Genomic DNA, 23756 nt, shown 5'->3' on the forward strand with positions numbered 1-23756 from the left:
CCATAGCTAACATGATACAGTTTTTTTCGTTATTTTTCAACAAAAAAACTGCATTTGTTTTAATAAATATTTCAAAGATACCCTTGTTCTTTCAGACTTATAAAACATCCATCACCGATAATAATATGATCAAGAAGCCTAATTCCTACAATATCTCCTGTATCTTTTAGTTTAGCCGTAATCTGAAGATCTTCCTTACTTGGAATGGGCTCTCCACTTGGATGATTATGAAGGACAATAATACTATAAGCAGATTTGCATATAGCACCTTTATAAACTTCTCTTGGGTGGACAATAGAAGCATTAAGACTTCCTTCCGACACTCTCTCATAACCAATACATTTACACTTTGTATCTAGGTAAACAACAAGAAACTGTTCTTTTTTCTTATGCCTCATCTCTTCCATAAAATAGCCTGCTACATCTTTAGGACTGGTCCATTTCATAGTTTGTTTATAGGTAGCTTTAGAAAGCCTTCGACTTAACTCTAATAGAGTTAAAATCTGTATAGCTTTAACAGGACCTATGCCATTTAGCGCTATAAGACTTTCATACGTATAATCATAAAGCTTTAGAATCTGTTCTTTTTGATCAATATCTAACACAAGATTTCTGGCAAGTTCAATACTGCTTAACTCTCTGGTCCCACTACGAAGTAAAATAGCTAAAAGTTCGCTAACGCTTAAAGCTTTCTCTCCATATTTTATAAATTTCTCATAAGGTCTCTCTTCTACTGGAAAATCTTCTATTTTCATTAGATAAACTCCTTTAATGACTTATTAAATGATTACCTAATTTTTTCGTGTTTATACAAATCATTACTAGTTTATTGCAAAAAAGCTTTTAGGTTATTTCCTAAAAGCTAAGTAGTTCATATTCTTTTAAAACTTGATAAAGAGCTGATACAGGCAAACCTACTATATTAAAGTAATCACCTTCTATTTTTTCAACAAAGTTACTTGCATAGCCTTGAATACCATATGCACCTGCCTTATCCATAGGTTCACCCGTACTTACGTACCATTCTATCTCCTCAGCCTCTAATTTTCGCATATAAACAAGACTTGTAGTCGTAAAACTTCTACTTACTCCTTGTTTAAGATTAACAAGACTTACGCCTGTACAGACTTTATGGCAACCTCCCTGCAAGTCTTCAAGCATATTTAAAGCCCCTTGTACATCTTTCGGTTTACCCATAATCTCCATCTTATTTACAACAATGGTATCACAGCCCACTACCCACCTATCTTCATGATCCTGTGCAACAGCTAAAGCTTTTTGCTGTGCTAGCATTTTTACGTTTTCCTCAGGTGTTTTGCACCTATCTATCACCTCTTCTACTTCCTTTGTAATCACTTCAAAATTTACCGGGATCAGCCCCATAAGCTCTTTGCGTCTTGGAGACTTTGAAGCTAAAATAATCTTTTGCATAACTTTCTCCTTATTAAATCTTTTTGTAAATCAGTATACCGCCAACCATCCCAAGTATACCTGCTAGACTAATTTTAATTTGAAATTTAAATACAGCACTTATAACACCTAAGTCAATCGGTATAGGCTCTTCAAGGCCAAAAATCTGCTGGTAATTCATAAAACTTAAACCAGGTACTTTCGTACATAACTCTCCTATAAAATAACCTACTGTAAGCCCTGCCAACATACAAAGCAGTAAAACCCAGAAATTTTTTGCTTTCATCTTTTATCCCCCTACTTATCCTTTGTATCATCCCATTATTATATCATAGTTTAAATACACACAAAATAAGAAGCTCTTATTTTCAAAGAGCTTCTTATTACTATTAATCTTCTTCGTGATAAAGTGTAAGGGCATGAGTTGGACATTTCCCTATACATTTGCCGCACTCCGTACACTTAGAGGGATCAATAGTAGCCAGTCCATTTTCTAATGTAATCGCACCCAACTCGCATTGTTTGACACAAAGACCACATCCTATACAACCTACTTGGCAATTTCCTTTTACAATTTTTCCTTTATCATAGGATTTGCACATAACTTGATATTTTGTCCCTGCATCTCCTATATAAATCAGCTGTCTTGGACAGGCAACCACGCAGGCACTACAAGCTTTACACTTATCTTCATGAATAACGGCTAAACCATTTTCTATCGCAATAGCATCGAATGGACATGCTTTTTGGCAACTTCCGTATCCTAAACATCCATATGTACAAGCTTTGGGTCCTCCCCCTACTAAATGTGCATCTTCACAAGTCAAAATACCCTCATACTCATACTTCTCACGCGCCAAATCATGATTACCCTGGCATCTTACAATGGCTACCTGTTTAGAACATTCGACAACTTCTTCTCCCATAATTTTAGCAATAGCCTCTTTCTGAAGCTTGCTGCTTACAGGACATCCATTAGCTTTTGCCTCACCGCTTGCAACTGCTTTAGCAAAGGCATCACAACCTGCAAAGCCACACCCTCCGCAGTTGGCTCCTGGAAGATTTTCTCTTATACCTTCTACCTTTTCATCTACAGGCACTGCAAATTTCTTTGAGGCAATACCAAGTCCTACTCCAAAAACGAGCCCCATACCGCCTATGGCTAAAATAGGGTTGATCACTGCTGTTAAATCCATGTTTTTCCCCTCCTATTTAATTAGGTTCTGAAAGCCTAAGAAGGCAATTGCCATAAACCCTGCTGTAATAAGTGCTATTGGAAAACCTTTTAAATATGGTAAAATATTATTGTTTTCAATACGTTCACGTATACCTGCAAAAAGTACAATAACTAAAGTAAACCCTAATGCACCACCCACACCATTTACAATAGATTCAATGAGTGTATAGGATTTTTGCATATTGATAATAGCTACACCCAGTACAGCACAATTTGTTGTAATCAGTGGCAAGTAAACACCTAGTGCTGAATAAAGAGATGGACTTGTCTTTTGAATAACCATTTCCACAAACTGTACTAAAGATGCGATAACTAAAATAAATGCTACTGTATAAAGATACTCTAAATGTAAAGGCTGTAAAATAAATTCATAAACAATATAAGAAATCATTGAAGCAAGGCCCATTACAAAAGTTACAGCCATACCCATACCCATAGCTGTTTCTATTTTTTTAGAAACACCTAAAAAAGGACAAATTCCTAAAAACCTTGTAAGAACAAAGTTGTTCACTAATGCAGCACCTAAAAATACTAGTAATAATTCCATCGTTACATCCCCCTCTAGTGTTTTCTAGCCCTAATTGCATTTAAAATAGCCATTAAAATAGCTAAAGTAAAGAAGGCACCTGGCGCTAAAATCATAATGATAGCTGGTTCATAGGTTGCTGGCATAACACTTATTCCAAATAAGCTCCCTGCACCCAGTATTTCTCTAACCGTACCAATGGTTGTAAGAGCTAGTGTAAATCCAAGTCCCATCCCTAGTCCATCAAATAAAGAAGGAATCACCTTATTTTTATAAGCATAAGCTTCTGCTCTTCCTAATATGAGACAGTTTACTACAATTAAAGGAAGAAAAAGGCCAAGTTGTGCATGAAGTGCCGGAATATAAGCCTGCAAGAGTAGGTCAATCATGGTTACAAAGCTTGCAATAATGACAACAAATGCTGGAATACGTATTTTGGAAGGAATACATTTTCTAAGAAGTGAAATAACTGTATTTGAGCAAATAAGTACTGCGGTTGTAGCTAGCCCCATCCCCACTGCATTTTGTGCACTTGTTGTAACAGCTAATGTAGGGCACATACCTAGTACCTGCATAAAGGTAGGATTATCTATTAAAATTCCTGCTTTTAACCTTTCAAGTAATGTTTTCATTGAGCATCCCCCTTCTGCCATTCTTCTTGATGGCTTTGAACATATTCAGCAGCTAAGTTAACACCATCTGCTACCCCCTTGCTTGTAATAGTAGCACCCGTAATAGCCATAATTTCATTTTCACTCGGATTCATTTTATTAACAACTATAGGGGTCTGCTTACCTGGAAATTGTTCTTTAAAATCTTCCTTATCCATATTCGCTCCAAGACCTGGTGTCTCTTGATGGCTTAATACTTGAATACCTGCCACCTTTCCTTCTGGCAAAATACCTACTAAAAGCTCAATACTCCCACCATAGCCTTCTGGATAAACTTTAATAACACTGCCTGTGTAATCACTTCCTTTATAAGTAATAAAAGCTGTAGTTATTTTATCCTGATCTGTCACTTCAATTTCTTTAACCGTTTCAACATCTGGCAAAAGTTTTTTAACAGCTTGATTTTGTGTCTCTTGTCTGCCTAATTTAATTACTGGTGCTGTTAGATTATTAATAAAACCTAATAGCCCTGCACATATAGTTGTAATCACAAGTAAAATGGCACCTAATTTTAATGGTTCTCTCATGCTTTGCCACCTCCAAAACGAACAGGTTTCATAAATTTATCAATAAGTGGTACAGCAAGGTTCATAAGTAAAATACTATAGCTTACTCCTTCTGGGTAACCTCCAAAAATCCTAATAACGCCTGCAATGATACCTGCCATCACAGCAAAAAGTATTTGTCCTTTATGAGTCATCGGTGTTGTCGTATAGTCTGTCGCCATAAAGAAAGCACCTAACATAGCTCCCCCTAAAAACAGTGAAGTAAAGCTTTCGTATAACCCATGCCCACTAAATAACATTGTCACAATAAAAAGTGTACCTAAATAGCATACTGGAATATGCCAAGAAATAACTTTCCTATAAATAAGATAAAGCCCTCCTAAAAGTAAAGCTAGCGCACATACTTCACCTAGGCACCCTCCTATATTTCCTAAAAAAGCATCCATTAAAGAAGGCATATAGCTTGAATCTCCTAATTTAAACGCTACAAGTGGTGTAGCACCTGAAAGTGTATCTACAGCTGATGCTGCAGATGTTGCATCCCAATTGGTAACAGGTGCACTTCCCATAAAACGTTCAGGTTTTTGAAAGTTAGTCATTGCAGTAGGATAAGCTGCAAGTAAAAAGGCACGTGCTGCAAGAGCCGGGTTAATAAAGTTCTGCCCAATACCTCCAAACATCTGTTTAGCTAGAATGATTGCTACAAAGGAACCTACTATAGGTACATAGATGGGTATATCTGCTGGTAAGTTAAAAGCTAATAGCATCCCTGTTACAACAGCACTTAAATCTGTAATGGTCACTTTTTGATGGGTAAACTTTTGCCAAATGGCTTCAAAGGCTACGCAAGATAGAACACATATAAGTGTAGTCCATAAAGCCTTTAATCCAAATAGGTATGTACCTACTAGAAATGCTGGAATAAGTGCAATGACTACATCCCGCATAATACTCTGTACATTTTGCTTCTGGTGTGCATGAGGTGAAGATGCCACTGTAAATAATTTTTCCATGTCTTATTCTCCTTCGTCCTATTTTCGTCTTATCCTATTTTTTTCTGTTCTAATAGTCTGTACAATAGGTCTTCTTGCTGGGCATACATAGCTGCAACTCCCACACTCTATACAGTCCATACCGTGATAGGCCATAAAAGTTTCATCATCTTTATTGAGAGCTGCCTGATGCAGTGTATTAGGCACGAGCCTCATAGCACAAGCCTCTACACATCTTCCACATCTTATACAGTTAGACATTTCATATTCTCCAATTTCTTCAGCCGTAAGACATAAGATAGCAGAAGTTCCTTTTCCAACTGGTACATCTACTGAGCTTAAGGCTGTCCCCATCATAGGTCCACCAGAAATGATCCTTACTGTTCTCCTCTCATCCCATCCTGCTGCTTCTAATAACTCCCTATAAGACATCCCTAGTCTTACTTTAAAGTTAGAAGGTTTGTCTACTCCTTTTCCTGATACAGTGACAATACGTCGCATAATAGGCCTGTGTTTGGTTACTGCACGCCATATAGCTACAACTGAATCAATATTAAGCACAATAGCCCCTATATCAGCGGGTAGCTTACCACTTGGCACCTCTTTGCCTGTAATAGCATAAATGAGATGTTTTTCTGAACCTTGAGGATATTTAGTTTCTAATACTTCTACTTCTATTTTAGGTTCTCCTTGGCATAGCTCTTTCAAATGACTTATAGCATCTTTTTTATTATCTTCTATCCCTATAGAAGCTGTCGCTTCACTGAACATATGTAAAAGAATTTTAATACCATCTATAATACGTGTACCTTCCTCTAACATAATCCGGTGGTCGGATGTTAAGTAAGGCTCACATTCAGCTCCATTGATAATGATATGTTTAATAATCTTATGAGCAGGCGGAGAAAGCTTAATATGAGTAGGAAAAGTAGCTCCTCCCATTCCTACAAGTCCTGCTTCTTTAACGATTTCTACAATTTCTTCTTTCGTAAGTGTTTTGTAATCTCTAAACGGTGCCTCTTGCAAATGAGGCACTTCCTCATAAGTATAGTCATTGACCACAACTACTGATAAAACCTGCATACCTTGAAAATTCAATCGCTCTTCAACAGCTTTTACTATACCAGATACTGTACTGTAAATAGGTGCACATACATATCCTGTCTCTTCCCCAATCTTCTGTCCTACTAAAACGTGATCGCCCTTTTTGACAATAGGTTTGCACGGGCTACCTATATGTTGCTGCATAGGATAGACAAGTTCATCTTTTGGCATTAGAAGCTCAATAGTTTTATCCCTAGTTAATTCTTTATAATATTTTGGATGGATACCTTTTTTAAAACTTAAAAGTTTCATGTACTTCCCCCCTCTTTCTGTCTTACTCTTAGTATATTTGCCTCCTACCGAAATTATAAACTTTATATTCTAATTTCTCAACAAAACACAGATTAATTTATACACTTTACTTATTTATAGAGTGCCCTTTCATTTTCTGCTATATAGCTCTTAATCCAGGTTAGAATATCTGGATGGTTAATAGGTAAACCATCTAACATTTCTACAATCTGCTCCGTATCCATTCTGAAACCTTGTGCTTCATAATTATGCTCATAAATATAGCGAATCTCTGGTTTAGCCATAATAAGCATATATAGGGTGCCTACCATATCCCCTAAAGGGAGTCTATCAATATGATGGTAACGCATAATAGCCTTTATTCTAGTTCCTTCTCCCTCTTTACTATCTATAGTAAGTTTCCCCTCACATTCTTCACAGAGCTGATGCAAAAGTGGAATACCAAGCCCTACCCTCCTTAAGGTGCGTGTTGTTGTAAAAGGATTGGTTACAGTACTTCTAATGGCTTCGGGCATACCTTTACCATTATCCTCAATCTCTATTACAAATCTATCAACAGATGGCTTCTCCTCTATGCGAAGTATAATACATGTTGCCTCTGCCCGAATGCTGTTCTGTATAATATCTAAAATATGTAATGCCATTTCTTTCATCTTTCATACCTCCTTATTAAATCTTATTTTCAAGTAAATAAAAAGCTGCTACAAAATAATCTATCTTTCTTATTTTGTAGCAGCCTTTTTATGTTGTTGTCATCTTTTCTTGTCTTACTTTGATAATACTCTTACTTTAATCATATCGTCAAGAGCTTCTATACTTTTAATCTTTATATCCGTTACTTTTGTATCTGTGTCAATAATGGTATACGCCCATTCTCCCTTGCTTTTATTAATCATATCTGAAATATTAATGCCCTCTTCTGCAATAATACTTGTAATCTTTCCAATCATAGCTGGAATATTTTTATGAATCAATGTCAATCTAAAAGTTGCATGCCACGGCATCTCACATTCTGGGAAATTCACAGAGTTTGTAATCGTACCCTTCTCTAAGTAACCCTTAAGCTCTTTAACTGCCATAACTGCACAGTTATCTTCTGATTCTGGTGTAGAAGCACCTAGATGAGGAATGGTTATAATTTGAGGATGCCCTATAAGACCTTCTACTGGAAAATCTGTTACATACTTTTCTATAGTTCCTTTTTCAATAGCTTTTACAAGTGCTTGATTGTCTACTAAAGTATCCCTTGCAAAATTCAAAAGTCGTACACCTTTTTTCATTTTATTAAAAGCTTCTTCATTAAACATTTCTTTTGTAGCAGATGTAAGAGGAGCATGAATTGTAATATAATCTGCTTGCCCTAATACTTCTTCTAATGTATGTGCATGCCTAATATGCCTAGAGATTCCCCATGCTGCATCTACAGAAAGATAAGGATCATAGCCTATTACTTCCATCCCTAATGCCTGTGTGGCATTGGCTACTAGAACACCTATAGCCCCCAGCCCTACTACACCTAATTTTTTACCTAAAATTTCAGGTCCTGTAAAAGCACTCTTTCCACTTTCAACTTCTTTAGCAATATTACCCTTTAAAGTCTGTGCCCAGTTTACCCCTTCTATAATTTTACGAGAAGATAATAAAAGTCCTGCAATGACCATTTCCTTTACTGCATTAGCGTTAGCTCCAGGTGTATTAAAAACGACAATTCCCTTTTGAGTACAAGCATCAATAGGAATATTATTAACCCCTGCTCCAGCCCTTGCAATTGCCTTTACAGACTTCGGAAGCTCTAGTTCATGCATTTTAGCACTTCTTACTAAAATGGCATCTGCATCTTGTAAACTTTCTTGAACTTCATAACACTGACCAAAACCTTCTAATCCTTTGGATGAAATCTTATTGAGCGTATAAATTTTACTCATAAAATCCCCTCCTCATGCTGTCTTTCAAATTGTTTCATAAAATCAACGAGTGCCTTGACACCATCTATTGGCATGGCATTATAAATACTTGCACGCATACCGCCTACACTTCTATGTCCTTTCAAATTAACAAGACCCTTAGCTGTAGCTGCTTTTACAAAAGCTGCATCTAATGTTTCATCTCCTGTTACAAAAGGGATATTCATAAGAGAACGATCCTCTTTAGCCGCTGTACCTCTAAACAATTTAGACGTATCTAAATAATCATAAAGAATTGATGCTTTCTCTTTATTTTTCTTTTCTATAACTTCTATACCACCTTGTGCAAGCATCCACTCCAAAACAAGTCCTAACATATAAATGGCATAAGTAGGTGGTGTATTGAACATGGAATCGTTAGCTGCATGGGTTTTATAATTAAGCATAGTTGGAATACTTTCATCTACTCTTCCAATCAAATCCTCTCTTATAATCACTACTGTTACACCAGCGAGACCTAAATTTTTTTGAGCACCTGCAAAAATAATCCCATAGCGATTTACATCCATCTTTTCTGATAAGATACAAGAAGAAAGATCAGCCACTAAAGGCACATTCCCTGTATTAGGCAATGTGTTAAATTTAGTTCCATAAATTGTATTATTCTGACAGATATATACATAATCTGCTTCTTTATCAAACTGCTCTTTTTTATAAGTTGGAATATATGAATAAGTATCCGCCTTGGAGGATGCAATCACATTAGCTTTCCCGAACTTTTTGGCTTCTTTAATAGCTTTTGATGACCATACACCTGTGTCAATAAAATCAGCTTTTTTAGAACCTGTCATCAAATTCATAGGTACCATGGTAAATTGTAAAGATGCGCCACCTTGCAGAAACAGTACTTTATAAGTATCTGGTATCTGCATAAGCTGTCTTAACTTTGCTTCAGTTCCTTCAATAATTTGGCTATATGCCTTAGAGCGATGACTCATCTCCATGACACTCATCCCTGAATCCTGAAAGCAGACAAATTCACTTTGTGCTTTTTCTAAGACTTCAAGAGGCAATACAGCTGGTCCTGCTGAAAAATTGTAGACTCTCATATTGACATCCTCCCTTTAGATTCTTTTGCACTTTAATGTGCTATAAATATTAAATTACACTTTTAATTTATAAAATAATTAATAAATTTATAAATTTTAACTTTAACTCAAAGTAGCTACCATTACAGCTTTAATCGTATGCATACGATTTTCTGCCTGATCAAAGACAACAGAGTAATTAGCTTCGAAAACTTCTTCCGTTACTTCATTACCTTTTACTGCTGGAAGGCAATGCATAAAAATCATATCTGGATTATTAGTAAGTTGTATAAGTTCTTCATTGACTTGATAAGGTTTAAGTAGGCTAATGCGCTCTTTTGCCTTTTCTTCTTCTCCCATAGAGCACCATACATCGGTATAAAGGACATGTGCACCTTCTACAGCATTTACCTCATCTGTCACGATTAAACTTCCTCCACCTTCTTTAGCATATGCTTTACAAGTTTCAATAAGTCCTTGGTCAGGCCATAAAGTTCTTGGTGCTACAATAACCATATGTAAACCCATTTTACAGCAACCAATCATAAGACTATTCGCCATATTATTACGCCCATCACCTATATAGGCAAACTTCTTACCTTTTAAACTACCTAAATGCTCTTTTACAGTAAGCAAATCAGCTAAAATCTGAGTTGGATGATAAAGATCTGTAAGTCCATTATAAACAGGCACACCGCTATAAAGTGCTAATTTTTCTACTGTATCTTGAGAAAATCCTCTAAACTCTATAGCATCAAACATACGGCCAAGTACTCTTGCTGTATCGGCTACACTTTCTTTATAGCCTAATTGAATATCATTCTTTCCTAAATATTCAGGGTGAGCACCTTCATCTACACAAGCAACTGTAAAAGCACAACGTGTACGTGTAGAGGGTTTTTCAAAAATAAGGGCCACATTTTTTCCTTCTAATAAATTTCCCTTTATCCCCATTCTTTTTTTCATTTTAAGTTCTTTTGCAAGCTCTAATAAATAATTAATTTGTTGTGATGAATAATCATGTAAAGTTAAAAATGATTTTCCTTTTAATCCGTACATATATAACCCTCCTATTTTTTCAATTTAATATTTATTAATATATATGCATTTTTATTTATATTATACGTTATCTTTTTATTTTTGCAACTACTTTTATAAAGATAGTTTTCACATGCTACTCACAAAAAAGAGGATGCTCCTTATCCCTAGGAACATCCATACTTACTAATCTTTATGCATTCTTTTGAAAGTATTCTATAACCTCACTATAGTCTTCGATAAAATAATGAGCCTCTTTATGTAGTGCTGCTTCCATTTCTTCATTTTGTCTATCTTTTATGGCACATACAGTCATTCCTGCTCTTTTAGCTGCAAGGACACCATTTGGCACATCTTCAAATGCTAAACATCTATGCACATTTACACCTAGCTCCTCGGCTACCCTCTGATAAATATAAGGATAAGGTTTGCCTTTTTCTACCTCACAAGACGTACGAATCACCTCAAAACGCTCCCTAATGCCATGAGCTTCTAATACAGCATTAACAAGTTCATGGCTATTACTTGTAGCAATCCCTACCTTAATGCCTTGCTCCTTAAGATAATCTAAAAAGGCAAGGACACTTGTTTTGAGAGGTACCTGTTTTTGATAGAACTCAAAAGCAAGTTTATTCCACTCCGCTTTGATAGCTTCTACATCATCAGGTATATTAAAGCGCTCCTTCACATAGAGTGCTGTTTCTGTAAAACTCATTCCTTCAAATTCTGCTTCAAGTGTATCAGGCACTTCAAAGCCGAAGCGCCCTAGATATACCTCATCTATTTTGGGCCACACCCACATAGAATCTACAAGTGTCCCATCTAAATCAAATATAACTGCATCAAATAGTTGTTTCACCTATTTTCCCTCCAAGTAGTTGCAATTCTGCCTCCGTTAATTTACGATAGCTACCTGTCTCTAAATCTTCTGGTAACATAAGACCGCCCATTTTAATACGCTTTAAGAACGTCACTTCCTTCCCTCTTGCGCGCATCATACGTTTAACTTGATGGAATTTACCTTCTTTAATGGTAATATAGACCTTAGAATAATCCTCATGCGCTTCTATAATTTCTAACTGAGCTGGCATGCATACTTTATTTTCACCAATATCTATGCCTTCTTCAAAAGCGCTTTGGTCTTCTTCTACCACTTTGCCATCTACTTCTGCATAATACACCTTATCTACATGTTTTTTAGGTGAGAGCAATTCATGATTAAACTTACCATCATTCGTTAAAATAAGCAGACCTTCTGTATCTTTATCTAGTCTTCCTACTGGTGATAAACTACGGCCTTTAGCAATAGGATCTAAAAGGTCAATCACTGTTTCATGTCTTGGATCTTCCGTAGCTGTAATGCATCCTTGTGGTTTATTCATAATATAATAATAAAACTCTGCATAGTCTACGATTTCATCTCTTACCTTAACCACATCTACATCAGGGTTCAAATTACAATCTGGCTTTTTAGCCACTTCATCATTAATTTTAACACGTTTACTTCTTACAAGTTTTTGTACTTCTGAACGAGAACCATAACCTGTGTGTACTAAATATTTGTCTAATCTCATTTTTATCCTCATCCCATCATACGCCAATGTGGCGGATATTGATTTTTTAATGTACCATTATTACTTTTTACGAAGCCTAAAGGATGTCCCTCTACACAGATAACATGGTACCCCTTTTGGGCTTCTACAAGCAATGTTTCACCTTTTAAGTATTTGATGACATTTACATCATCTACAGCTAAATCTATAGTTTGCTTAAACATTTCTTTACTATAAGCCAGAACAGGTGCATGAGCAGGCTCAAAACGTTTAGATTTAAGTTCACCTAGTAACATGCCACTGCGTACAATGCGTAAACCTTGTAAATCGGGTGCATCTTCTATAGCCATGAAAACCTTATCTTTCACTTCTATAACAGGTGTGTCCGTATCTATATGTGTATAGGTTTCTATAAATTCACTTAAAGCTGGAATATCTTTAATACGTTTCTTAATAACTTGTCTTTTTGCTAGGTCTAATGTAGGCTCTTTCTTTTGAATCAAGCACACAAAATGCCCTTCACCTTGTAAATGATGTGGCCATAATCTCAGTGCCCCCTTAAGACTCGCATCTCCTCCTTTAGTCCATTCTGGATGACCAGTTGCAATGCCCCCTACTGGTGTTAAAGGTACCACTTCACACAGAGGATGATGATTTAAAAATTCCTGTATCATCCCTTCATTTTCTTCTGGTGAGAAAGTACAAGTAGAGTATAAAATCATTCCTTCTTCTTTAAGCATGGCATAAGCATATTCTAAAATTTCCCTTTGAAGTGCCTGGCAGTGCTCTACACCATGAGTCTCCCAGCTTTTTATAGCCCCTTCATCTTTTCTAAACATACCTTCTCCAGAACAAGGTGCATCAATAAGAATTTTATCAAAGTATCCTGGTAGTTTACTTGCCAGCCTTTCTGGTGTTTCATTCGTAATAATCGTATTACGTGCCCCAAAGTTTTCTACATTTTTAAGAAGTGCCTGCGTTCTTGAAGCACTAATATCATTGCTAATTAATACTCCTGTTTGGTTCAGCTTAGCTAAAACTTGTGTTGTTTTCCCACCTGGGGCAGCACATAAATCCAGAACTTTGTCTCCCTCTTTGATAGGCACATAAGCACCTGGTGCCATAGCACTTGGCTCTTGCATATAATAAAGCCCTGCAAAGTAATACGGATGCTTACTTGGTTTATTCGGCTCTGTATAATAATAGCCCTCTTTACACCAAGGGACTGGCTGAAGCTCTGTAAATGGGTTTATTTGCTTCCACTCCTCATCACTTACTTTCATCGTATTGATACGAATACCTTGATATTTAGGATTATTATAACTTTCTAAATAAGCTTCATATTCATCACCTAAAAGGCGTTGCATTTTTTCTTTAAAAAGTACTGGTAATTTCATTGATCTTGCCCCTTGCTTTAGTCATTAATTTCTAAGATATGTTTTGGATTAAAATCTATATAGTCAGCCGCTACAAGATGATAGCACTGACTTCCATATTTTCCTTTACGTGATACCATCCATGCCCTTTCATCATGCAAATGTCCATATACCACATGACGAACAGGGTAACGTTCTAAAAGCTCTGTAAAAAGAGAGGGTTCATCTTTTTCATTAGTAGGTGGGTAATGAAGTGCTACAATAATTTCTTTTGCCCCTTGCTTTATAGCATCTTCTAAAGATAGCTTAAGGCGTTCCTTCTCTCTTTCATAAACTTTCCTATCTTCAGCTGTCATATCTTCTTGAATAGGCCATCCTCTTGTACCACATATAGCCAGTTCTCCTAAGATATACGCTTTATTTTGAATAAAATACAAATCTTCATAAAGGCTGTTTAAAAGCCCTATTTTCTCCCACCAGAAGTCATGATTACCTTTAATACAGACTTTATATCCTGGCAATTCATGTATAAAAGCTAAATCTACCTTAGCTGCTTCTAAACGCATAGCCCATGAAAGATCCCCACACAAAATAACCAGATCTTGATCGGTTACTTTCTTTTGCCAAGCTTCTTTCAAACGACTTACATGCCCCTGCCATCTTTCACCAAACACATCCATAGGTTTATCTGATGTAAAACCTAGATGTAGGTCTCCTATTGCATAAACTTTCATTTTATCGCTCCTTATGCTCGTATTATAGCACATTCCTTGATTCTTTCCAACGCAGCTATTTGTCCTCTGTATATTTAAGAAGTGCATAAGGATTAATCCAAAACTCTACTTGATCCTTCGTTTTAACCGCAATCCCTATATGCAGATGTACAGGAAACTTCCCCCTAGTCCCCTCAGTACCATATCCTGTATCTCCCATCATCCCAAGCAAATCTCCTGCATCAATCCTATCTCCTTTTTGTAAATGACTAGGATAATCATCTAAATGCGCATAATAAAAATAAGCCCCTCCTGGACTTCTAATGCCTACCCTATAACCACCTGTTTCATTCCACCCAACATTTTCTACTATACCATCGGTCATACTAATCACTTCAATTTTCCCTGATTCATTGGTATCAGACATAATATCAATACCATAATGGAGCCTATTTCCATTATATGTTCTAGATTGTTTCCATCCATTTTCATAGGTATACCCTTTTCTAATTTTTAGGGGAAACTTACGAATGTCATAAATAAACTGCTTGTACAATTTTGTGGCTGCATCATACATACCAAAATCATCTATTTCATTTTCTGGTCTATATTGCCTTAAGCACTGCTTCACCTGTGCCATAGAGCCTCCTTTATAAGATTCTACTGCCCACACACCAAGTGTATGGGCATAATCTTGTTTATAGCGTAGGGATAAATCCAAAAGTACTTTTAAATCCTCTTCTTCAATATTAAAATCCTGTATAAAATTTTCATAAGAAGTCTGTGTTTCATAAACTACTTTCTTTTCATTAATATCTTTGACTGCATCTTTTCTACTTCCTCCAAAACATCTCGTCAAAATAAGTATAACACCTATTGCAATTAAAAGAATACCTATTACTTTTTTAGCATTTCCTCCACCTAATGCTAGTACAGGCATATACACTTGCCTACCACTTGTACTTTTTGCTCTATGATGGATCTCATGTTGTGGATTTCTACTTTGCTTTTTGGACTTACCTAAATAACGTTTCCTCCTCATATCATAGCTCATCTGGCTAATGACTCTTTCCATAGCTCCCATTTTAACCCCCTAAAAAATTAAAGAAGCATAAAAACTTATGCTTCTTTAGTAATAAATTTTTTAACAGCTTTCCCATTTTGATATTGACACAAATCACCTTGTTTATACCCTGCATCTTCCATAGTTGCTATAATCTCATCATGTATTTTCCACCAACTTGTATTCCAGTTAGCAAATAATGTATATTCACTTGGTGCTCTCCCTATAATACGTTGAATGACCACATCTTCTGAAAGATATCTTAAGAAAGTAATGACACGCTCTTCATATTCCTCCATACTAATCATGTCAAATTCACCTTTTAAATATTGCTGCCCCATGACCGTATTTTTCACAATATAAAGTGCATGTAGCTTCACATAGTCTATACCAAGTACACTCATTAACTTAGCATTTTCAATGACATCTAGCTGATTATCCCATGGTAAATTTAAAATCAAGTGAGTACAAATTTCAAAGCCATAGCGCTTAATGCGTAATACAGCATCAATATATTCGCTTAGCCCATGTCCTCTGTTAATTTTCTCTAATGCATGATAGTTAAGTGTCTGTAAACCAAGTTCAATACATACATCATATCCAGTTTCGTCTTGCCATGCTTTTATTTTCTCAAGATAGGCATCATGAATACAGTCAGGTCTTGTAGAAATGCTAATGCCTACAAGTTTTTCATGTTTGATCTGTCCAAGCACCTCTTCGAAAGTTTCAAGAGGCATATACGTATTACTGAAATTTTGTAAATAAGCAATAAAGGTATCTGCTTTATAACGCTTGCCAATATAAGCAATATTTTCTTCTATCTGCTTACTAATAGCCATTTGTGTGTCTAACATTTCATAGCCTATTCCTACTTCACTACAAAAAGTACATCCTCCTTTACCACATGTTCCATCGCGGTTTGGACAGGTAACTGGCAGATTAACTGGAATTTTATAAACCTTTCCGCCATATTTCTCTTTTAAATAATCTGCATAACGTCTATATGTGCTCACGTCTTATTAGCTCCTTGTCTATTTCATTAAGTCATTTTTCTTTATGTTAAAACGAGATAGCTTGTTTGTCAAACAAGCCTTTATTATATATATAGCTTAGAGATGGTTATTTATTCCAAGAGTTTATTTACTGCATAAAATTTTTATTTTTTCCCATACTATCACCATAGATTTCCTAATAATACTACAAAGGTGGTGAAGATATGGATACAAAAGGACTTGATTATGTAGCATTAGCATTAATTATTATTGGTGCCATTAACTGGGGACTTATCGGCTTTTTCCAATTTGACCTAGTAGCTGCATTATTTGGAGGAATGGCTTCATGGATAAGCCGTATTATTTATGCTGTAATAGGTATCGCAGGTCTCTATTCTCTGACGCTCTTTGGAAAAGTATCTCAAAACAATTATAATAGCTAATCTAAAAATAACTAGACACATAGTTGCCTAGTTATTTTTATTACCATTTTTATAATATTTTTTATAAAATATTTTTCATTTTAAAGGATATTTTAGGCAATATGTTGAATATGTATATTAATAAATCATACTATTAGGGGTGATAACCATGATTCAGATTATTACAGGACAGACAGGTGAAGGTAAAACCAAACAAATGATTGAACTTGCCAATGAACGTAGCAAATCTTTAAATGGTCACATTGTTTACATTGATAGTACGACTCAACATCGTTTTGCACTTTCTCATCGTATACGTCTTATCGAGACGACAAATTTCCCAATTAGTGCCCATGATTTCTTTGGTTTTTTATGTGGGATTCTATCTAGCAATCATGATATTGAACTTGTTTTCATTGATGAACTTATTCAAATCACCCATTTAGGTATTGATGAACTCAGTCTTTTCTTCGACAAACTCAAAAAGCTCTCTGAAAAATATTCCGTTAACTTTATAGTTGGAGCTTCTTGTTCTCAAAGAGAAATTCCTGAGCATCTACTTTCCTATCTTGTCGCTTAGCTCATTATAAAAAAATAGAACCATCATTATTCTTTTTATAATGATGGTTCTATTTTTTATGTTTTAAAAACGCATATACTAAATGGCATAACCTTATGATTAGACTCTTGAATCTTAAGACTAGACTGTATAAAACTTTCATTTCTTGAGGTATCTATCATGAGCTTCCAACCTTGCATTGTACGTGGTAGTTCAAATCTAAGAGGCTCTACATAATGATTAATGATTATATAGAGCTTCTCATCCCCTACTTCCATCTGAACCGCTAGACTGCAGGAATAATAAGACCAGTCTGGCTGATTGTAGTTCACACCATGGAACGTGACTTTAAGTTCATGCTCATACTGCTTCATAAAACAATGGCTCTCTTTTCTAAAAGCTATTATTTGTTTTACAAAATTAAGGATTTCCTTGTTACGTTCTACATTCTCCCAATTCATCCAAGTGAGTTCATTATCATGACAATAGGCATTATTGTTGCCTTTTTGTGTCCTTCCTATTTCATCCCCCATAAGAATCATAGGTACACCTTGTGATAGCATAAGAAGGGTAAAATAATTTTTAATACGTCTTATGCGCATAGCCAAAATTTCTTCGTTTTGCGTCTCCCCCTCTACCCCACAGTTATAACTATAGTTGGCGTTGTGGCCGTCTCTGTTATCTTCTCCATTTAACCTATTATGCTTCGTATTGTAAGAAACTAAATCCCATAAGGTAAACCCATCATGGGCTGTTACATAATGAAGGGTATTTTGCTTAGTCTTACGTAAATCTTTAAATTGGATTTCACTTCCCATTAAACACTGTGCTACATCTCGAGTCATTCCCTGATCTCCTCTAACAAACCGTCTAATGGTATCCCTATATCGATCACTCCACTCTACAAAAGGATAAGGCATACGCCCCACATCATAAGCACCCTTTGCATCCCAACATTCTGCAATGAGCTTCATATGAGATAAAATAGGATCTTTCGCAATATCATCAACGAGAGACCCTTCATACCAATTTCCTGCTTCATCTTGTGCTAAAATAGATGCCAAATCTAATCTAAAACCATCTACACCCATACAAATAACCCAATACCTCAAACTATCTAAAATTAATTTTTTGGTCATTATATGCATATTATTGAAAGTATTACCCGCACCTGCATCATTACGATAATACTCATCTTGAAACTTATAATAACTTTGTGGCGCTAAGGCTTTGAAGCTAAAGACTTTCCCCTCCTTACTTCCTTCTCCTGTATGGTTATAAACTACATCTAAAATTACTTCCATACCTTCATCATGTAAGGTACTTATAAACTTTTTAAAAGATTTTAATTCTCCAAGCACTTCTTTATTTGCACTATAATTTTCCTGCAAAGCAAAGAAAGCTATAGTATTATATCCCCATTCATCCTGTAAAGTTTCTTGAGTAATAGGATGCTTATTCGCAAGAGTATGTTTATTCCATTTAAACACAGGCAATAATTCCAAGGTTGTTACACCTAATGCTTTTAAATAAGGAAGTTTTGCTATAATCCCTTCAAAAGTACCTTTCTCTTTTTCAAGTACTGTACATGTAGGACTTTTAGTAAAAGCTCCTACATGCATTTCATATATAATGGTCTCTTGCCATTCTAAATGAGGCCTATTGGCTACAATATACTCATCTTTAACCACTATATTTTTATAATGATTACTCCCCTTAGGAAAGGCATATAAACTTCTTGCATAAGGGTCAATAAGTGGCACACTTATTTCATCATTTTCGTTTTGCGTCTGCCACGTATAACTATAGCCTTCTTGTACATCTTCAATAGCTACATGAAAAATGTCCCCTGTGGCGTAGTCTTTTCTATCTAATACAACTTCTAACAAAGGTCCATCTTCATAAACTTCTTTATATAATTTAAGAATCATATATTTTGCCTTAGTGGAATAAATACCAAAGTAACAATTACCATCTATTAAGTGACAACCTAATGTAGGTAGCCCCTTACTGATCTCAAACATATGTGTCCCCCCTTGAATTCCTATTACTTCTTCTCATTTTTACTCTATACTTTATATTATTATAGTTTACCACTTTTTTCCACTTTTATTCTATACTATTTAGAGTCTTGCAAAATATTTAAGCTATGTTATAATAATAACCAATATAAACATAGTCAAAAATGTTGATGAAGGAAGCAGTAATAATAAAGGGCGTCTTCAGAGAATGTACGGTTGGTGCAAGTACATACCGAATTTATTATGAATTACACCTTTTGAGTTGCACAATTGTGCCGGTTTCATACCGTTATCATGTCAAGGCAAAGTTTATTTGCGAATTAAGGTGGTACCACGGGTGATCTCGTCCTTTTCTAGGATGAATCACCCTTTTTTAATTTTAAATAAAATATTAGGAGGTTTTAACAATGAGTAACGTATTTGATACCCTCATGGAACGTGGGTTTATTGAACAAACAACACACGAAAAAGAAATTAGAGAATTATTAGAAAAAGAAAAAGTAACTTTCTATATTGGTTTTGATCCTACAGCAGACAGCTTACATGTTGGTCACTTTGTAACAGTTATGGCTATGTCTCATATGCAAAAAGCTGGTCATAGACCAATTGCCCTTCTTGGTGGTGGTACAGGTATGGTTGGTGACCCTACTGGTAAAACAGATATGCGTAAAATGCTTACACCAGAAATCATTAAGCATAATGTAAATTGCTTTAAAAAACAACTTTCACGCTTTATTACATTTGATAATGATCAAGCCATTATTGTTGATAATGGTGACTGGCTGTTAAACTTAAACTATGTAGACTTCCTTCGTGAAGTTGGTGTACATTTCTCTGTAAACCGCATGCTTACAGCAGAATGTTTCAAACAACGTCTCGAAAAAGGTCTATCATTCTTAGAATTCAACTACATGCTTATGCAGTCTTACGACTTCTTAGAGCTTTATAGAAAATTCGGCTGTAAATTAGAGCTTGGCGGTAATGACCAATGGTCAAATATTTTAGGTGGTGTAGAACTTGTAAGACGTTTACATGGTGACACTGCTTTTGGTATGACATTCTCTCTTCTTACAAACAGTGAAGGCAAAAAAATGGGTAAAACTGAAAATGGTGCTGTATGGCTTGATGCTGAAAAAACATCTCCATACGACTTCTACCAATACTGGAGAAATGTTGCAGATGCTGATGTTAGAAAATGTATGTGCCTTCTTACATTCCTTCCAATGGATGAAATTAATACACTTTGTAATGTAGAAGGTGCGGCAATCAACGAGGCTAAAGCACGTCTTGCATTTGAGATTACAAAAATCGTACATGGCGAGGAAGAAGCTACTAAAGCTCAGGAAGCTGCTAAAGCTGCTTTTGCTGGTAAAGGTGCTAGTGGTTCACTTCCAACAACAGACCTTAGTGCAGATTTATTCACAGAGGGCCTTGATATCATCAGCCTTCTTGTAGACCATACAAAGATCGTTGCAACACGTTCAGAAGCACGTCGCCTTCTTGATCAAAAAGGCATTAAACTTGATGGTAAACCTGTTGAAGCTATCGATTTCAAAGTAACAGCAGATCTTTTTACAGATAATGCTTTAATGATACAAAAAGGTAAAAAAGTATTCCACCAAGTAAATCTTGTTTAAACACAAAAAGGACTATTGCTCGTGCAATAGTCCTTTTTTATTCTTCCATTTACTTTATTAGTTTTCTTTTGGACTAAACAAGTCTCCCATATAACGCATCACGAGTAGTCTAATAAAACCTGCTACTGGTACACCTAGTAAGATACCTACTAAACCACAAATCTGCCCACCTATTACAATAGCTAAAAGTACAGCTATAGGATGAAGTTTCACGGTTTTGCCCATAACTTTTGGTACAATAAACCATCCATCTATTTGCTGCAAAATCATAACGGCAATAACAGCATAGACTCCTTTAATAGGATGTGGTCCAATAAAACCAATGAGCCCTGCTAAAATAAAACCTACTACAGGCCCAAAGTATGGAATCAGATTAAAAATACCTGAAATAATGCCTATAATAATGGCAAAATCGATACCGATGCACATAAGTGCTATGCTAATTAATGTAGCCATAATAACAGCATCAATAAGTTGCCCCCTAATATAGCCTGAAAAAACATAATCTATATCTCTACCAATATCTCTTACTTCACCACTTATACGCTTAGGAATCATTAAATCTAGAAAACGATTGTATATGGTTAATAAAATTTTCTTATCCTTCAGCCCATAAAAAGCAATGACAAAACCTAATCCAAGGTTAAGCAAATTCCCACCCATTCCAGTAAGGACGCTGATAGCCTTTGTGCCTATCCAGTTTACAAAGGCATCTATGTTACTATAAACTTGTGCAATAAAGCTACCTCCACTTCTTAGAAAAGGCATACTGGATGTTGCAAATTCCATACTTTCAATCATACTGGTAAAGTAATGAGTGTACTGCATCAGACTATCTTGTAGATTTTTCACTGCTCCAACACCAATAACTTTTTTCACATTCACTGCTACCAGAATAACAAGTGCTCCTACTGCACTAATAAAACTTATTAACGTAAGTAAAGTGGCAAAACTCCTTTTAGACTTTTCCTTCTTTCCAAGACGTTTTAACCATCTCTCATAAAAATCTGTAAGTGGATCTAAAAGATAAGCAATAATAAAACCAAAAATGAGAGGCTTTAAAAGATCAAAAATCCATTTAATAAACGTCGCTATATATCCCCCAATAAGTTTGAAATTAATAAGCAAAAATGTAGCGAATACTGTAATCAATATACTAACTACAACATAAACACTGATTGTAAAATACTTATTATTTTTTTCAAATTTCATGGGGTCACCTTCTTAGTAGTTTTTCATTTCTTTAAGAAGGTTTACTAAGTATTCATACACACGTGCCATGGAACTAATGCTTGCACGTTCTTCTGGAGAATGAATATTATAAGCATTTGGCCCAAAAGCAATCATATCAATACCTGGTATCTTTTCTAGAATAAAGCCGCATTCAAGACCTGCATGGATGGCTTCAATTTTAGGTTGTTTATGGTACATATTTTCAAATACTTCACTAGCAAGTTCACGTATACGTGAGTTTGGTGCATATACCCATGCTGGATAATCTCCATTCACTGTAGCTTTTGCACCTAAGGCTTCACTTACTAGTTTAATTTTACGAAGCATATTTTCTTTTTTAGTTGGTACAGAACTTCTTACTGCAAGTACAAGGTGGAAACGTTCCTTTTCAAGTTGTGCCACCCCAATATTAAGAGAACTCTCAACAAGTCCTTCAATTTGCATACTATAAGCTGTAATACCATGAGGAAGTAACATGAGAAGGTCAATAGCTTTTGCTGTATTTTCTAAAGAAAGAACTTCCATCTCTTCTTGTAATGTAGTAAAGATAACTTCAAGACCTGGGTCTTGTTTAGCATATTCTGTTTTAAAAGCAATAGTCATTTCATCTATAGTCTTTTCAAGTGCTTCTTTTTGTGCATTTGAAACGTAGAAACTTACCTCTGCTTCACGTGTAATAACATTATCTTTACTTCCACCTGCAAAACGTGCTATATAAAGGGGTATTTCACATCTTATCCTATCCAGCATACGGCCTACTAATATATTAGCATTCGCACGCTCTTTATGAATGTCTGCACCTGAGTGTCCGCCTGTTAAACCTTTAATAGTTAAACTATATAAAGTATGCGCTTCTGGAGCTTTTTCATAGCTTACTGGAAGCTCTACATGGGCTTTAGCACCACCTGCACAGCTTACTAAAAATTCTCCTTCAATATCTGTATCTAAGTTAAGAAGTACTTTACCTTGTAGATATTCTGGATGAAGGTTCGCAACACCATCCATACCTGTTTCTTCTGCTGTTGTCATAAGGACTTCAATAGCTGGATGCTCAAGCGTATCATCTGCTAAAACCGCCATTTGGTAAGCAATAGCAACCCCATTATCTGCCCCAAGTGTCGTACCATCTGCACGGATAAAGTCACCATCTACAATAAGTTTAATACCTTCTTTTTCAAAGTCATGCTCTGTATTTTTATTTTTTTCACAAACCATGTCCATATGACCTTGAAGAATAACAGTTGGTACATCTTCATAGCCTGGTGTAGCTGGTTTTCTAATATAAATATTATTTGCTTCATCTTGTTTAACTTCTAAGTTAAGTGACTTTGCAAACTGTACCATATAATCACTAATTTCTTTTTCATTACCTGAACCACGTGGGATTTTACTAATCTCTTCAAAGTAGTAAAAAACCTTTTCTGGTTGTAAGTTTTCTAAAATTCTAGACATTTTTAAC

Annotated in this window: 25 protein-coding genes and 1 other annotated feature; of the genes, 3 read left to right on the forward strand and 22 right to left on the reverse strand. The window is 35.6% G+C overall.

All coding sequences use genetic code 11. From position 1 onward, the window contains the following. Positions 1-71: 71 nt before the first annotated feature. From radC to ACLTBU_RS01150, 19 genes are all read right to left on the reverse strand, one after another. A complete protein-coding gene (gene radC, locus ACLTBU_RS01060) occupies positions 72-755 on the reverse strand; it encodes a RadC family protein (RefSeq protein WP_249332454.1) in 684 nt (227 codons plus the stop codon). Between the two features lie 100 nt (positions 756-855). Then, positions 856-1431: a Maf family protein gene (locus ACLTBU_RS01065; RefSeq protein WP_320650134.1), complete on the reverse strand. Its 576-nt coding sequence runs from the start codon at positions 1429-1431 to the stop codon at positions 856-858. A gap of 13 nt (positions 1432-1444) precedes the next feature. Further along, on the reverse strand, positions 1445-1696 hold the full coding sequence (locus tag ACLTBU_RS01070; protein WP_177669658.1) for a DUF4321 domain-containing protein: 252 nt from the start codon (positions 1694-1696) through the stop codon (positions 1445-1447). Between the two features lie 103 nt (positions 1697-1799). Further along, positions 1800-2606: an RnfABCDGE type electron transport complex subunit B gene (locus ACLTBU_RS01075; protein WP_320650133.1), complete on the reverse strand. Its 807-nt coding sequence runs from the start codon at positions 2604-2606 to the stop codon at positions 1800-1802. Positions 2607-2618: 12 nt separating this feature from the next. After that, positions 2619-3194, reverse strand: a complete 576-nt coding sequence (rsxA, locus tag ACLTBU_RS01080) for an electron transport complex subunit RsxA (protein ID WP_320650132.1) — start codon at positions 3192-3194, stop codon at positions 2619-2621. A gap of 14 nt (positions 3195-3208) precedes the next feature. Then, positions 3209-3805 carry an electron transport complex subunit RsxE gene (rsxE, locus tag ACLTBU_RS01085; RefSeq protein WP_412217121.1) on the reverse strand — a complete coding sequence of 199 codons (597 nt, stop codon included), beginning with the start codon at positions 3803-3805 and terminating at the stop codon, positions 3209-3211. After that, positions 3802-4371 carry an RnfABCDGE type electron transport complex subunit G gene (locus ACLTBU_RS01090; protein WP_249332450.1) on the reverse strand — a complete coding sequence of 190 codons (570 nt, stop codon included), beginning with the start codon at positions 4369-4371 and terminating at the stop codon, positions 3802-3804. The genes rsxE and ACLTBU_RS01090 overlap by 4 nt, the downstream gene beginning before the upstream one ends. Then, on the reverse strand, positions 4368-5363 hold the full coding sequence (locus tag ACLTBU_RS01095; protein ID WP_177669648.1) for an RnfABCDGE type electron transport complex subunit D: 996 nt from the start codon (positions 5361-5363) through the stop codon (positions 4368-4370). The genes ACLTBU_RS01090 and ACLTBU_RS01095 overlap by 4 nt, the downstream gene beginning before the upstream one ends. Positions 5364-5381: 18 nt before the next feature. Beyond that, complete coding sequence (rsxC, locus tag ACLTBU_RS01100) at positions 5382-6698, reverse strand: electron transport complex subunit RsxC (RefSeq protein WP_320650131.1); 1317 nt, start codon at positions 6696-6698, stop codon at positions 5382-5384. Between the two features lie 110 nt (positions 6699-6808). Continuing rightward, on the reverse strand, positions 6809-7351 hold the full coding sequence (locus tag ACLTBU_RS01105; RefSeq protein ID WP_412217124.1) for an ATP-binding protein: 543 nt from the start codon (positions 7349-7351) through the stop codon (positions 6809-6811). A 114-nt stretch (positions 7352-7465) separates the two neighbouring features. Next, positions 7466-8623 (reverse strand): phosphoglycerate dehydrogenase, encoded by a 1158-nt coding sequence (locus ACLTBU_RS01110; protein ID WP_177669643.1) that lies wholly within the window; start codon positions 8621-8623, stop codon positions 7466-7468. Continuing rightward, positions 8620-9711 (reverse strand): 3-phosphoserine/phosphohydroxythreonine transaminase, encoded by a 1092-nt coding sequence (gene serC / locus ACLTBU_RS01115; protein WP_412217127.1) that lies wholly within the window; start codon positions 9709-9711, stop codon positions 8620-8622. The genes ACLTBU_RS01110 and serC overlap by 4 nt, the downstream gene beginning before the upstream one ends. Before the next feature lie 102 nt (positions 9712-9813). Further along, positions 9814-10749 (reverse strand): ornithine carbamoyltransferase, encoded by a 936-nt coding sequence (gene argF / locus ACLTBU_RS01120; RefSeq protein ID WP_177669640.1) that lies wholly within the window; start codon positions 10747-10749, stop codon positions 9814-9816. A 172-nt stretch (positions 10750-10921) separates the two neighbouring features. Then, positions 10922-11587 (reverse strand): HAD family phosphatase, encoded by a 666-nt coding sequence (locus ACLTBU_RS01125; RefSeq protein ID WP_337530485.1) that lies wholly within the window; start codon positions 11585-11587, stop codon positions 10922-10924. Continuing rightward, on the reverse strand, positions 11571-12302 hold the full coding sequence (locus ACLTBU_RS01130; RefSeq protein WP_177669636.1) for a pseudouridine synthase: 732 nt from the start codon (positions 12300-12302) through the stop codon (positions 11571-11573). Before ACLTBU_RS01130 ends, ACLTBU_RS01125 begins: the two co-directional genes overlap by 17 nt. Positions 12303-12310: 8 nt before the next feature. Next, on the reverse strand, positions 12311-13678 hold the full coding sequence (locus tag ACLTBU_RS01135) for an RsmF rRNA methyltransferase first C-terminal domain-containing protein (RefSeq protein ID WP_177669634.1): 1368 nt from the start codon (positions 13676-13678) through the stop codon (positions 12311-12313). Between the two features lie 17 nt (positions 13679-13695). Continuing rightward, a complete protein-coding gene (locus ACLTBU_RS01140; protein ID WP_177669632.1) occupies positions 13696-14391 on the reverse strand; it encodes a metallophosphoesterase in 696 nt (231 codons plus the stop codon). 55 nt (positions 14392-14446) lie between these two features. Further along, a complete protein-coding gene (locus tag ACLTBU_RS01145; RefSeq protein WP_249332443.1) occupies positions 14447-15454 on the reverse strand; it encodes a M23 family metallopeptidase in 1008 nt (335 codons plus the stop codon). Between the two features lie 35 nt (positions 15455-15489). Beyond that, positions 15490-16446: a TIGR01212 family radical SAM protein gene (locus ACLTBU_RS01150; protein WP_249332442.1), complete on the reverse strand. Its 957-nt coding sequence runs from the start codon at positions 16444-16446 to the stop codon at positions 15490-15492. Positions 16447-16649: 203 nt separating this feature from the next. Between ACLTBU_RS01150 and ACLTBU_RS01155 the strand changes: the two genes are divergently transcribed. Then, positions 16650-16868, forward strand: coding sequence for a DUF378 domain-containing protein (locus ACLTBU_RS01155; protein WP_177669628.1), 219 nt, complete (start codon positions 16650-16652; stop codon positions 16866-16868). A gap of 148 nt (positions 16869-17016) precedes the next feature. After that, positions 17017-17427 carry a twitching motility protein PilT gene (locus ACLTBU_RS01160; protein WP_249332441.1) on the forward strand — a complete coding sequence of 137 codons (411 nt, stop codon included), beginning with the start codon at positions 17017-17019 and terminating at the stop codon, positions 17425-17427. Between the two features lie 56 nt (positions 17428-17483). Here ACLTBU_RS01160 and ACLTBU_RS01165 read toward each other — a convergent pair whose 3' ends face one another. Beyond that, positions 17484-19430: a glycogen debranching protein gene (locus tag ACLTBU_RS01165; RefSeq protein ID WP_320650284.1), complete on the reverse strand. Its 1947-nt coding sequence runs from the start codon at positions 19428-19430 to the stop codon at positions 17484-17486. 155 nt (positions 19431-19585) lie between these two features. Then, positions 19586-19781 (forward strand) — a binding site (T-box leader). A 53-nt stretch (positions 19782-19834) separates the two neighbouring features. Between ACLTBU_RS01165 and tyrS the strand changes: the two genes are divergently transcribed. Continuing rightward, positions 19835-21064 carry a tyrosine--tRNA ligase gene (tyrS, locus tag ACLTBU_RS01170; protein WP_177669622.1) on the forward strand — a complete coding sequence of 410 codons (1230 nt, stop codon included), beginning with the start codon at positions 19835-19837 and terminating at the stop codon, positions 21062-21064. Between the two features lie 57 nt (positions 21065-21121). On the opposite strand, the gene ACLTBU_RS01175 is transcribed toward tyrS, so the two are convergent. After that, complete coding sequence (locus ACLTBU_RS01175) at positions 21122-22276, reverse strand: AI-2E family transporter (RefSeq protein ID WP_177669620.1); 1155 nt, start codon at positions 22274-22276, stop codon at positions 21122-21124. 12 nt (positions 22277-22288) lie between these two features. Beyond that, positions 22289-23749: an aminoacyl-histidine dipeptidase gene (locus tag ACLTBU_RS01180; protein WP_412217132.1), complete on the reverse strand. Its 1461-nt coding sequence runs from the start codon at positions 23747-23749 to the stop codon at positions 22289-22291. Between the last annotated feature and the right edge of the window lie 7 nt (positions 23750-23756).

Source organism: Zhenhengia sp., from assembly GCF_046966505.1.
GTDB classification, from domain to species: Bacteria; Bacillota; Clostridia; order Lachnospirales; family Cellulosilyticaceae; genus Zhenhengia; species Zhenhengia yiwuensis.

Coding starts and splice junctions, on each gene's coding strand:
- radC (WP_249332454.1), bottom strand. CDS start 755: ATGAAAATAGAAGATTTTCCAGTAGAAGAGAGACCTTATGAGAAATTT.
- ACLTBU_RS01065 (WP_320650134.1), bottom strand. CDS start 1,431: ATGCAAAAGATTATTTTAGCTTCAAAGTCTCCAAGACGCAAAGAGCTT.
- ACLTBU_RS01070 (WP_177669658.1), bottom strand. CDS start 1,696: ATGAAAGCAAAAAATTTCTGGGTTTTACTGCTTTGTATGTTGGCAGGG.
- ACLTBU_RS01075 (WP_320650133.1), bottom strand. CDS start 2,606: ATGGATTTAACAGCAGTGATCAACCCTATTTTAGCCATAGGCGGTATG.
- rsxA (WP_320650132.1), bottom strand. CDS start 3,194: ATGGAATTATTACTAGTATTTTTAGGTGCTGCATTAGTGAACAACTTT.
- rsxE (WP_412217121.1), bottom strand. CDS start 3,805: ATGAAAACATTACTTGAAAGGTTAAAAGCAGGAATTTTAATAGATAAT.
- ACLTBU_RS01090 (WP_249332450.1), bottom strand. CDS start 4,371: ATGAGAGAACCATTAAAATTAGGTGCCATTTTACTTGTGATTACAACT.
- ACLTBU_RS01095 (WP_177669648.1), bottom strand. CDS start 5,363: ATGGAAAAATTATTTACAGTGGCATCTTCACCTCATGCACACCAGAAG.
- rsxC (WP_320650131.1), bottom strand. CDS start 6,698: ATGAAACTTTTAAGTTTTAAAAAAGGTATCCATCCAAAATATTATAAA.
- ACLTBU_RS01105 (WP_412217124.1), bottom strand. CDS start 7,351: ATGAAAGAAATGGCATTACATATTTTAGATATTATACAGAACAGCATT.
- ACLTBU_RS01110 (WP_177669643.1), bottom strand. CDS start 8,623: ATGAGTAAAATTTATACGCTCAATAAGATTTCATCCAAAGGATTAGAA.
- serC (WP_412217127.1), bottom strand. CDS start 9,711: ATGAGAGTCTACAATTTTTCAGCAGGACCAGCTGTATTGCCTCTTGAA.
- argF (WP_177669640.1), bottom strand. CDS start 10,749: ATGTACGGATTAAAAGGAAAATCATTTTTAACTTTACATGATTATTCA.
- ACLTBU_RS01130 (WP_177669636.1), bottom strand. CDS start 12,302: ATGAGATTAGACAAATATTTAGTACACACAGGTTATGGTTCTCGTTCA.
- ACLTBU_RS01135 (WP_177669634.1), bottom strand. CDS start 13,678: ATGAAATTACCAGTACTTTTTAAAGAAAAAATGCAACGCCTTTTAGGT.
- ACLTBU_RS01140 (WP_177669632.1), bottom strand. CDS start 14,391: ATGAAAGTTTATGCAATAGGAGACCTACATCTAGGTTTTACATCAGAT.
- ACLTBU_RS01145 (WP_249332443.1), bottom strand. CDS start 15,454: ATGGGAGCTATGGAAAGAGTCATTAGCCAGATGAGCTATGATATGAGG.
- ACLTBU_RS01155 (WP_177669628.1), top strand. CDS start 16,650: ATGGATACAAAAGGACTTGATTATGTAGCATTAGCATTAATTATTATT.
- ACLTBU_RS01160 (WP_249332441.1), top strand. CDS start 17,017: ATGATTCAGATTATTACAGGACAGACAGGTGAAGGTAAAACCAAACAA.
- ACLTBU_RS01165 (WP_320650284.1), bottom strand. CDS start 19,430: ATGTTTGAGATCAGTAAGGGGCTACCTACATTAGGTTGTCACTTAATA.
- tyrS (WP_177669622.1), top strand. CDS start 19,835: ATGAGTAACGTATTTGATACCCTCATGGAACGTGGGTTTATTGAACAA.
- ACLTBU_RS01175 (WP_177669620.1), bottom strand. CDS start 22,276: ATGAAATTTGAAAAAAATAATAAGTATTTTACAATCAGTGTTTATGTT.
- ACLTBU_RS01180 (WP_412217132.1), bottom strand. CDS start 23,749: ATGTCTAGAATTTTAGAAAACTTACAACCAGAAAAGGTTTTTTACTAC.